Genomic DNA, 10,578 nt, shown 5'->3' with positions numbered 1-10,578 from the left:
GCCAAAGCTGAGTCAGTCTATTTTTTCCAATAAAAAGCGGCACCTTTCGATGCCGCTTTTTATTGGAAAAAATAGACTGACTCAGCTTTGGCATCTCTACTTTATCGCTCAAGTTTGTTAGTCAAGATTAACCGCATGACCTTGATATTAGCAGCTTAGTTTAGCTAAACCCAAAGTAATGAGCCGACACCACAATTATGCTTGAGATCACAAACAATCCAAGTAAAAAGCGCCAGATAAACTTAAACCAATTACCCCAATCCACACGACACACCCCTAACGTTGCCATTAATGAAGCTGAAGTGGGTACTAAAACATTGGTAAATCCGTCACCTAACTGAAAAGCTAATACCGCCACTTGGCGTGTCACACCGACAATATCAGCCAGTGGCGCCATAAGTGGCATTGTTAATGCCGCTTGGCCAGAGCCAGAGGTGACAAAGAAATTAAACACAGACTGAAACAGCAACATAAACCATGCAGACAAAGCGGTAGGAAGCTGGCCAATCACATTACCAGCACTGTGTAATATGGTATTCAATACACTGGGTTCAGTCGCACCAGCACCGCCCAGTAAAAGTAAAATGCCTGATGCACAGCCAACCAGAACGGCAGGTTCCAGCATCGTCCCAGCACCTTGTTTAAAGCTGACAGCGACTTTATTCATATCAATATCATTGAGCTTAAATACCACCCCTATGATGCCAACAATAATGCCCATGGTAAAAAACTGACTGGCGATTTCAGGAATAAACCATGCATGAGCCACAACACCCAAAATCACCCAAGCAATAGTGCCAACTATAGTCAATAGCACCAAAATATCGCCAAGGTTGAAACGGCTCTCTTTAACACTGCCTTGCTGATTATCTCGGAAAAACTGATCAGTGTGATAACTAAACGACTCAGTAGGGTTACGTTGAATTTTGCTGGCATATCGCATAGTGAAACCTATACCAATCAGAGTAAAACCAAGCCACATCACTGAACGTACACCTGCACCTGATAGCACAGGCACGCCCGCAATCCCTTGAGCAATAGCAACACTAAATGGGTTCATCCATGAGCTGGCAAAACCGATTTGAGTTGCCACGTATGTCACCATTACCGTACAAATAGAGTCATAACCTAGGCGGATCATTAATGGACAAATAATAATTGCAAAGGCAATGGCTTCTTCGCCCATTCCAAACACAGCGCCCCCTAATGAAAACAAGCTGAATATCACTGGGATAAACAGTTTTTCGTTGCCTTGTGTTTTATCGATTAAGCGTAAAATACCATTATCAATGGTGCCTGTAGCCATAACGACACCAAATGAGCCACCGATCACCAGCATGAACATAATCACACCGATGGCGCTGCCCCATTTTGAGCCAGATACCATGCCTTCAAAAGCAAAGTTGAAAAAACCAATTTCGCCATTTCCTTTGAATAATGAAATGGGATCAAGTTTTGGCTCCCCAGCTTCATTCAAGGCGTACTGAAAAGACGTTGGGTCAATCACACTGCGGGTTTTCTCAACACCGTCGATGACATAGTTGGCATCTTGAGTAGAGAAAGAACCAATGGGAACAACAAACGTTAATAATGCGGCCGCTAATGCAACAAAGAATATGATAACCAGCGTATCTGGCATTTGCCGTGTGTTGTTATTAGCATTTGAAATACTGCTATTTGGAGAGGTTGGGGTTTGATCTGGGGAGTTCATTCACAGTCCATTTATAAGTTATTGTTTTATGGAATGATGCCAGACACAACTTGTGTATCGGCAACCATTGGCATACTACAATAGCTAATGGAAAATTCCCATCACCCTAATTGTCTTATCTACCTCAATTAAGGTAGCAATTAAGGTTTACTGACTGCTGTTAGTGGTAAAGATATTATCGATTCGAAGTGAGTATGGTTTTTCTGCCTGCAAATTGCTCAAATAATGTTTCATGCGCAACTTTAGAGAAGGTATCACTACGGCTGTCATACTGCGCAATCCAATCGATAAGCATAGTTAAATTTTCATCTTGAGCTTGTTTGCTGGCATATTTATGAGGTTCCCAAGGACGTTTTTTAGCATTTTCGATACACGCTAAAACGGGTAAATTGAGAAAGATAACCTCATCGGTTTGTGGAAAGACTAATTCAAGCAAATCGCTGTAACAGCCTTCAATCACCCATGATTGATTAAGGTTTAAAAACTCATCAATTACAGTTTTTGAATCTGCTATTGGCATTCTTTGAGGAGGATTAACCGGCAACCAAGCAATAGTATCTAAATCTAGGTGTGCCAGACTTTTGTTAGCCGCAAGTTGTTTTGCTAGTGTCGATTTACCCGAGCCTGAATTACCAAAAATGACTACTTTACTCACAATAATTCCTCACAAAAGTAACTCATAAAAGTAACTCATAAAGTCACTTAATTAAGCAACCTATCTCAACAGGTATTTTAGAGTAACATATTCAATTTGGCTGATTAACTTAATGCCAAGTGGAAATTAAAAGGCTTCATTTACGTTAAAGTAAAAACCAGTATCACCGTCACCAAAGGCTAAATCTAATCTTAAGTTTACGCGTGGCTTAACTTCGAATCGATAACCTATACCTGTATTGGGTAGTACACTCGCCGAAGTCAGCTCACTGAATTTTTCCGAAATTACCCCAGCGCCAACCCAATAAACCAAACCATGACGACCAGATAGGTTTTGGCGGTACTCTACTTGCGCTAACAACATTTGCTTATCGCGATAACGACCAGAGGTATAACCTCGCAGTAAGTCACCACCACCCGCTTTAGAGAGTTGATCCCACGGGACATCACCATGGGTAAATCGGCCACGCACCTGCCATGCTAAAATATCGGATTCGGCAATTTGATGATAACTGCTGAAAAGAGCATTCACGATTTCAAAATCAGTTTTACTGCCTAAGTCTTTACGGTAAATCCCCGTATCAATTTGAGCAATTTTGCCCTGTTCGGGATTTAACACATTATCCCGGCTATCGTAGCTCACTAAAAAGTTAACCCCAACGCTACGTGAAGTTTCCAGTAGTGGGTCAACGTCAACATCTGAGTCAAGCAGATCAATACTGCTTGCTTTAGCGTAATTAAAGTCAAAACCTGCACCAACAAAAACATTTGATGATAACCGATGTAAAAACATTGGATTCACTCGGACTAACTGACCGTTAAAATCAACTCGGTTATCGTCTTGATGGTTTTCATCATAGCCAACGCCATAAAATACATCAGGTATATCGAACATTTCAGCAGTTAAATAAAATCGCTGATTATCTTCATTTAGGAAGGTTTTATTTTCAAGTGAAACACCTAACGCACCATTAATAGATGCTAAGCCATTAATCACCAAAGATGACAGCTGGCTAACTTCATCTGTTGGATCGACTTGATATAAGCCAACAGCCGAAATACCCACACCTAAATCCATTTCTGGATTATAAAAAGGCCCAGGCAGAAAACTAAAATCAATCAATTTATCAGCGTCAAACTCGCCATCTGCACCAAGCTTTTGTAAAAAGCTTTCCATCCAGCTCAACTCTTCATCAGAAGCTAGCGTCTCAGTTGTTTGATCAACACTGGCTTTTTCTGAAGCAAATGACGCTGCACAAGCCAATACCCCTATCGAGAAAAAGCCGATTCTAATTCCGTTGAAAAAACTCATTTCAACTTCCCTTGTGATGTTTGTTCTATCGCTAACGGTAAGTGAGAATGTTGAGATAAATGCTCACTCAATAATTTCTCATCCAATTTTTCGTTATATCGAGTTAACGCTAAAAATGATTGCTGGGTAAAACCATCACGCCACAAAGACTCAGGTACATGTTCAAAATGCGATTCAAATTTTGCATCTACATGTAACCATTGCTTAGCGACATTATCGATAGTGATTCCGTGGACATGATTGGCTAAACTTAAGTCGTGAGCGACGTTAGGTGTTTCATAAACACTTACAACATCGGACCAAGTATCACTGTTTTTCGCCATATCAATCGGCACTAAATAAGGGGATTGTTGCTCGCCCAGTTCGTAATGACGTTTAAGTAACATAAATTTGTTAGGCATAGGTTCATTTGAGTCCCACCAATAGCCATCAATCACATCAAAAAGTGCATCCGTTTCTGCTGCAGTGACAGGCTCTAACCAAGCTAATGTTGCGGCAATCCATGACGTCATATGATAATTAAATTGCAGTCGAGTCATGGCCAAATTATTGGTCAGTACTGCAAGCGCAATTTTTGCACCTAGCATATTGGAGTAAAGATCTTCTGGTGAGTATGCCGAAACATCTTCAGTCCACGGTCCAAAACTGCGATAACCGTGATACTGAGCAATTTCATGAGCTTCAGCCATCGAATAGGCAAGGCGCACAGCCATTGCCGCTGCCAACTCCCAACGTTGAGTCGCGGTCAAATGTTTTACTTCAAAACGATCAATTTCAATAGTTCGAGGACCAATTTCAAATGGCAATGCAATAGATTGCTTTTCACCAAGGTTCGGGTGGATTTGGTAAAACAGCGCTACCGCGTTGTCTGCGGTGTCTCTTACATGGGCTAAATCTATAAAGCCGCCCTTTCTGGTATAAATAATACCGTTGTTCTCGCCACTACGGCCTTCATCAGGTGCCGACTTTTGATGGCTAAAACTTCCAGCTTCATAAGCGTGAGCACCTAAATCTTCTAACGAGATAGTATTGGCATGACGATAAAAAGGGATGGTCATTGCACCAAGTTTTACCTTCTGACCATTACCAAATGCACAACAAGGTCGAACACTTGTCGGTAAAGTCATAGCCGCTTGTTGAGGTAATGCAATATCACGTAATAGAGCAGGATCGGGTTGGTTATCTAACGCCGCAGATACAGCAGAATCAGATGGAGTTGCACTCACCTGCCATTCACTACTTGAGCATGCTGACACTAGCGAAACCATTAACCCTACACTCAATAAGATGACGCGTTTTTGAGAATGGAACATCATTGAATAAAGTCTCTTATCATTTGGCTAATTGACTCAGGAAAATCATTACTAAGTCCATGGGATGCATCAGGGATAACTATGATTGGAGCATTTAAAAACTCAGAAAATTCAATGCCTTTTTCAAGTGGGAACACATTGTCATTTTCGCCCCAAATTAATAATGAAGGCGGAAGCTTACCTTTAAATTCTACAGGGTTAAGTTGATCTCGATAGGCAGGTAAAGTGGTAATCAATGATTTTTTCTGTGCATGAAAATCTGCAAAGTAGCTTTGATAGATTTGCTCATCGATAAAACTTGGGTACCAAGGGTGATCAACAAACGTATGCTCAAGTAAATGTCTTACACCTTCTTTATTCTCAGGCACAAACACAGCTTCTGGCACACTTTGTCCAAAACGTTGACTCATTGCATCCATGTCTTCATCGCCAAACACAATACCTGGGCTTGCCAACATAATAGCTTTATTGACGCTAGGTTCTTTGATCATTAGGTCAAACGTAATAAACCCACCAAACGAAATACCCACCACATTGACATTTTCAAGCGCAAGCTCTTCAATCAAGAGTTGAATAGCTTTAGTTTCGCTACTGATAGTTGCTGGTGCATTACTGAATGATGCGCCAAACCACAGTAAATCAGGTACGATAACGTGATAATCAGACACAAGATCTTGCATCATTTCATACCAACTGGTCATCCCTGTGCCACCAAAACCATGAAGCAAGATAACAGCAGGAGCACTCTTATCTCCACCTTGCCAGTAGTGAAATTCCCCTTGACTCTCTAGCGACAACTGATGCCTTTCAAAACCCGCTTTCATTAATTGGTTTTGCTGATAATTATCCACCATAGAAACTGCTGAGCAGCCACCTAGGAAGAAAATAAATACGCTAAGACTCAGTAGTCGCATCATGGTTAGAACCTATAGCCAATGCCAGCCATAAAGCTTGTGCGTGTGCCAAAACCACCTTCAAGTAACAAGTCAAACCCCTTACCTAAGTTTATTTGGGCACCAATTAAGCTATTCCACTTATCTTCAAGATGTTGGGTAACTTCAAATTTTGCATTACCTAAAGGAATGCCGATATCTTTAAGGTAACCACTAAAAGTTTGTTCAACATTTTGATACATAGCACCGACCCAGAACTGGCTTTCATGGCCATAAACAGTGGTGCGGTAACCTACACGCGGTGAAACAACAATTGAACTGATCTCACCATCAAGAATATCAAGATCAGTATTAGTGTAATTAACATCTAATAAAGCAAACCAATTGCCTATGCCACCCACAATTGTGCCGCCCGCACCGTATGTAGTACCTTTAAAATTCAGCTCAAAATCAAATGGGTCAGAAACCCCTGGCGGCCAAGGCCATGGCATTTCTACTTCAACTTGAACATTAGCGACACTACTGCCTTTTGTTTGGCCAATCACCCCATAAAGATTTAGAAATGGTAGTACCCACATATCAGCTCTTAAAGTAATGGTTTCTGAATCTTGCATCGCTTCACTACCATTAATACTCACTTTATCATCAATAATATCGCCTATACCTGAAAAGGTAACGCCATCAACCACTAACGGTTGTTCCATCGACATATAGTTAATAGTAAAGCCATAAGGCTTTGGTAGTTCATGACCTAAATCAATTGCTTCTTGGGCCCAAATAGGAAATGCGCGCTCATATTTTTGTGGCACTTCAATCGCATCATCAGCAATAACAAGATGACTATAAAGACTGAAAACTGATAGAAGAATAATCGAGGAAACTCTTAGCATTAGATCAATAAATCCTTATACAACTCAAAAGGGTTCTATGAGTTGAATTTAACTTTTAATGGCTCCGCATAGGATCAACTTTAGCCCAACAGTTGTAGATAAAATAAACAGCGGAATTTGAGGAGGGAGGATAATAGTGAGAAAATATTAAATGAAACTTAAAAAGCTTTAACATGAAATAATTCTAATGAAGCGGTTTAAAGTCTGCCCAAAACCGTAACAGCGGCAGTCACTCACTTAACAGCGCATACAGGTAAGCAGACAAAAGGGTAACACATGTATCAAAAGTAACATTCGTCGATTAAGGATATATTACTGGCAATATGAAGTAGATTTAGGATAACTAGCTTAGCAGCTAATAAAACAAAGTGATTATATCTTGATAATCTAATCTACAGCAGATGTATTAAGAAATGATGACAAAGACATTTATTATTTAAAGCACTAAGATAAAATGACTGTTCAAATTACAGTTTCAAACATCAAAAGTTACAACGGATTTCGCCAATGTCATTTAAAATAAGTACTGCACGCTTATTAATTTCAAAATTTGTCACATAGCCACACTTCCCTTTTAGGCTATCACCACTGTTCAGTAATAATTCATATTCATACTGGCCATCAAGCTGCGCTAAATCATAATAAATAGTATTTTTGCCAGATGTATTAATTTCACCGAAATCCAAACGACTTAACGGTAGATTGATTACAGCAGAATCAATAACGAATTCAGAATTGTTTTTTACAGTGACACTTGGACTAACGTAAAAGTAGCTCAAATACATTAATACAATTAGAGTAGTTAAGCCCGCAGCCACTTTAATAAAAATACGGCCCCAACGATTGCCTATTCCAAGCCTTTGTTGTGATTCAAATAGCATTAGCTCTTAGTTCCTTTGATAGAAAACACCAAGGGAATTGATTGGCCTTTTACTATGGAATGAAATTGATTTGGCTGCTTTTCAATAAGATTTTCAAAACAATTGTACGGGCTAAAAGGAAACTCATTAACAGCATCAATGCGGATCCCCGCTTGTATGAGGGCGTTAATCACTTCACTTAATGAGTGCGCCCATGTCACCATTGTTTGCTCATCAGCATCCGCTTCAGTATAAGACCCTTCAACGACAACATCGGGTTCTGGCTTGTGAAAATAGGGATAGCCATCTAATACATCTTGTACTGGGTGAAACTCAGCCATATAAAATGTGCCACCGGACTTTAAATTATCGCTGATAACCTGTGCCCATTGCGTTAGAGAAGGTAACCAACAAATGGCGCCAAACGAGGTGAAGACAATATCAAAACTATGCTGACTCGAAGCTGAATAGCTATAAACATCTGCGCATACAAACTCTGCATCGATGCGACATTGGTTTGCTAACTCACAGGCTTTGTTAATGGCTGCATCCGATAAATCTACACCTGTCACTTTGGCCCCTAACCTTGCCAATGACAAGGTATCTAACCCAAAGTGACATTGAAGGTGCAATAGTGATTTACCATCAACTTCAGTCAACTCGGCTGACTCAATTTCAGTTAACGATGAATTACCAGCCAAAAAACTTGGCACATCATAAAAAGAGGAATCGAAATGCACTTTGGCGCGTTCATTCCAAGCATGTTTATTGATATTGATGTAATCCATTGCTAATCCAACATATTATTTATTCTGCCAGTATATTAGCAAAGTAAATTCGAGATTCACATTTTCAGCTCAAGTTTACTATTCGCTTGCTCATAAAAAAACCGACCATGAATAGGTCGGTTTATTTTTAACTTCATAGCTTGAGGCTCTGTTGATGGTTATTGGGTTAAGGTAAACTTTTGCACTTGCTCCGACATAGCCGCCGCATCTTCAAGTAGCGTCTCATTTAACTGGCTTAAGGACTCTGCTATCTGTTGTGTCTGGCTGTAAATTTCGCTAATTTTCATTGCGTTTTGATTCACCTCTTCAGCCACTGCAGCTTGTTCATGGGTTGCTGACGCAATTTGTTGATTCATATTATCGATAACGTCCACATCAGCAACAATTTGCTTTAACTCTTGCCCAGCATGCTCCACTTCTGCGACACTTTCATCTGCGCTAACCATGCCTCGTTGCATTGTTTTAACCGCCAATTGTGCGCCAGATTTCAATCTGTCTGTCATGCGTTTAATATCATCTGTTGAAGACTGAGTCCGCTGAGCAAGCGTTCTGACTTCATCGGCAACCACTGCGAAACCTCGACCTTGCTCACCTGCCCTTGCCGCTTCAATAGCAGCATTTAATGCCAGTAAATTTGTCTGCTCAGAAATAGCGCTGATCACATCTAAAATTGTGGCTATCGATTGAACATCAAGATCAAGTTTTTCAATAGCATTAGATGCCTCACTTATTTCATTAGCAAGATGTTTAATTGAGACTGTCGTTTTAGACACTTCAGAATTACCAATATGTGCTTCTTTATTGGCAGAAGTTGATGCATCAGAGGCTTGCACTGCATTGGCGGCAATTTGAGTTACTGTCGCGCTCATTTCTGTCATCGCTGATGCGACTTGCTCTGCTTCAAGGTAACCAAGCTCAACGTCTTGTTTCATGGTATGGGTATAACCATTAACTTGCTCCACCACAGTCACAACTTGGGTCGCACTCTGACGCACTTGCAAGATAATGGTTTCAAAGTCATTCATCATGGCGTTAAACGCATCAGAAAGTTGCCCAAATTCATCTTCCGATTGATGTTCAATTCGGGTGCTTAAATCAAAGTTATTTCCTGCATGAGTTACCTTATTGAATAAATGGCTCAAACTGCGATTAAGGTACTTAGATACAGATAAACTTAACCAAGCTAACAAGCTTATGGAAATCGTTAATGCCAACAAAGATGTCCACATTAACTGGCTTGCCGTATTCAAGCGGCTCTGAGTTAAACTAATTAAATCATCAGCAAGAAAATGCTCGAAATCAGTCAATATGTTAATTCTGTTTGTTGAAGTCTTAAACCAATTTTCAGGGTTTTGCTCACTGATATCTTTAGTCACCTGTGAAAAAGCAATTTGACGGAACTGGTCTACTTCACTGATTTCACGTGAGCGATTCACTTGGTTAAATTGCGATATCCAATCCCCAGTGGCTAGCGCCTTAAAACGCTCACCATAGGTATTTTGCTCTGACACTAAGGTTACAAAACGGGCATAAACACCGTCCTTAAAACCCTGCTGACCAAACGTGGTACTCAATACAGCACGCTCAATACCGGCGCGTTCTTTTAGCTGTAAAAATGCACCAAATGAAGCCAGCTTTAATGACAACTCACTGTCGGTGCTTTGCATAGCCGTTTCATCTACAACGGACAAAAGTGCACTATTCAGCTCGGTGTAGTACTTAACTTCATCTGCCACAGAAATCGTTAAACTATCAACAGATCGTCTAATGGATTGTAACTGCTGCAATTGATTTTGAATTTGACGTAAAGTCGAAGTAATTTGGACAGGAAAATCATCCATATCGGGAATATTATTAAAAGTACTGATTTGTCGATCTGACATAGCGCGCTGATTTGGAAGTAAATCAGCAAAAGATTTCCCTTGTGAGCCAATGTAACCCGCACTCATGCCGCGCTCTTTTTGTAATTCATGTACTAACGCACTATTAATAACTGCCAGCTCACTTAAAGAAAGTACTGTGGTTAATTCCGATTTAGTTTCATATTTATTATGAACAAACATGCCGCCATAAATGAGACAAATAAACAGAGGTGGAATAATCAGCAAAAGAAGTTTGTGTAGCGTTTTAAGATCGGTAATCCATTTCATTGTATCT

Annotated in this window: 9 protein-coding genes; all 9 read right to left on the bottom strand. The window is 40.2% G+C overall.

Features of this window, described 5'->3' with window-relative positions:
* Positions 1–160: 160 nt before the first annotated feature.
* Entirely contained in the window at positions 161–1,639 is a 1,479-nt protein-coding gene (yfcC, locus tag FNZ24_RS17295; protein ID WP_416384848.1) for a putative basic amino acid antiporter YfcC, read from the bottom strand.
* A 247-nt stretch (positions 1,640–1,886) separates the two neighbouring features.
* Positions 1,887–2,366 carry an AAA family ATPase gene (locus FNZ24_RS17290; RefSeq protein WP_153916080.1) on the bottom strand — a complete coding sequence of 160 codons (480 nt, stop codon included), beginning with the start codon at positions 2,364–2,366 and terminating at the stop codon, positions 1,887–1,889.
* Positions 2,367–2,492: 126 nt separating this feature from the next.
* Complete coding sequence (locus FNZ24_RS17285; protein ID WP_153916079.1) at positions 2,493–3,677, bottom strand: BamA/TamA family outer membrane protein; 1,185 nt, start codon at positions 3,675–3,677, stop codon at positions 2,493–2,495.
* Positions 3,674–4,993, bottom strand: coding sequence for a DUF4056 domain-containing protein (locus FNZ24_RS17280; protein WP_228768534.1), 1,320 nt, complete (start codon positions 4,991–4,993; stop codon positions 3,674–3,676). Before FNZ24_RS17280 ends, FNZ24_RS17285 begins: the two co-directional genes overlap by 4 nt.
* Positions 4,990–5,907 (bottom strand): alpha/beta fold hydrolase, encoded by a 918-nt coding sequence (locus tag FNZ24_RS17275; protein ID WP_228768533.1) that lies wholly within the window; start codon positions 5,905–5,907, stop codon positions 4,990–4,992. Before FNZ24_RS17275 ends, FNZ24_RS17280 begins: the two co-directional genes overlap by 4 nt.
* Positions 5,908–5,909: 2 nt before the next feature.
* On the bottom strand, positions 5,910–6,773 hold the full coding sequence (locus FNZ24_RS17270; RefSeq protein ID WP_153916078.1) for a virulence protein: 864 nt from the start codon (positions 6,771–6,773) through the stop codon (positions 5,910–5,912).
* A gap of 482 nt (positions 6,774–7,255) precedes the next feature.
* The gene (locus tag FNZ24_RS17265; RefSeq protein WP_153916077.1) at positions 7,256–7,654 is read right to left on the bottom strand and encodes a hypothetical protein; all 399 of its coding nucleotides are present in this window, start codon (positions 7,652–7,654) and stop codon (positions 7,256–7,258) included.
* On the bottom strand, positions 7,654–8,421 hold the full coding sequence (locus FNZ24_RS17260) for a class I SAM-dependent methyltransferase (RefSeq protein ID WP_153916076.1): 768 nt from the start codon (positions 8,419–8,421) through the stop codon (positions 7,654–7,656). The genes FNZ24_RS17265 and FNZ24_RS17260 overlap by 1 nt, the downstream gene beginning before the upstream one ends.
* Before the next feature lie 158 nt (positions 8,422–8,579).
* On the bottom strand, positions 8,580–10,571 hold the full coding sequence (locus FNZ24_RS17255) for a methyl-accepting chemotaxis protein (protein WP_153916085.1): 1,992 nt from the start codon (positions 10,569–10,571) through the stop codon (positions 8,580–8,582).
* Positions 10,572–10,578 lie beyond the last annotated feature (7 nt).

This window comes from Shewanella sp. TC10 (assembly GCF_009663145.1).
Taxonomy (GTDB): Bacteria; Pseudomonadota; Gammaproteobacteria; order Enterobacterales; family Shewanellaceae; genus Shewanella.
This window is presented reverse-complemented; position numbering and strand designations above follow the sequence as displayed.

Excerpts from the sequence above, each read along its gene's own strand:
- FNZ24_RS17275 (WP_228768533.1), bottom strand. The coding sequence starts at position 5,907 with ATGATGCGACTACTGAGTCTTAGCGTATTTATTTTCTTCCTAGGTGGC.
- FNZ24_RS17285 (WP_153916079.1), bottom strand. The coding sequence starts at position 3,677 with ATGAGTTTTTTCAACGGAATTAGAATCGGCTTTTTCTCGATAGGGGTA.
- FNZ24_RS17260 (WP_153916076.1), bottom strand. The coding sequence starts at position 8,421 with ATGGATTACATCAATATCAATAAACATGCTTGGAATGAACGCGCCAAA.
- FNZ24_RS17265 (WP_153916077.1), bottom strand. The coding sequence starts at position 7,654 with ATGCTATTTGAATCACAACAAAGGCTTGGAATAGGCAATCGTTGGGGC.
- FNZ24_RS17255 (WP_153916085.1), bottom strand. The coding sequence starts at position 10,571 with ATGAAATGGATTACCGATCTTAAAACGCTACACAAACTTCTTTTGCTG.
- FNZ24_RS17280 (WP_228768534.1), bottom strand. The coding sequence starts at position 4,993 with ATGATGTTCCATTCTCAAAAACGCGTCATCTTATTGAGTGTAGGGTTA.
- FNZ24_RS17270 (WP_153916078.1), bottom strand. The coding sequence starts at position 6,773 with ATGCTAAGAGTTTCCTCGATTATTCTTCTATCAGTTTTCAGTCTTTAT.
- yfcC (WP_416384848.1), bottom strand. The coding sequence starts at position 1,639 with ATGCCAGATACGCTGGTTATCATATTCTTTGTTGCATTAGCGGCCGCA.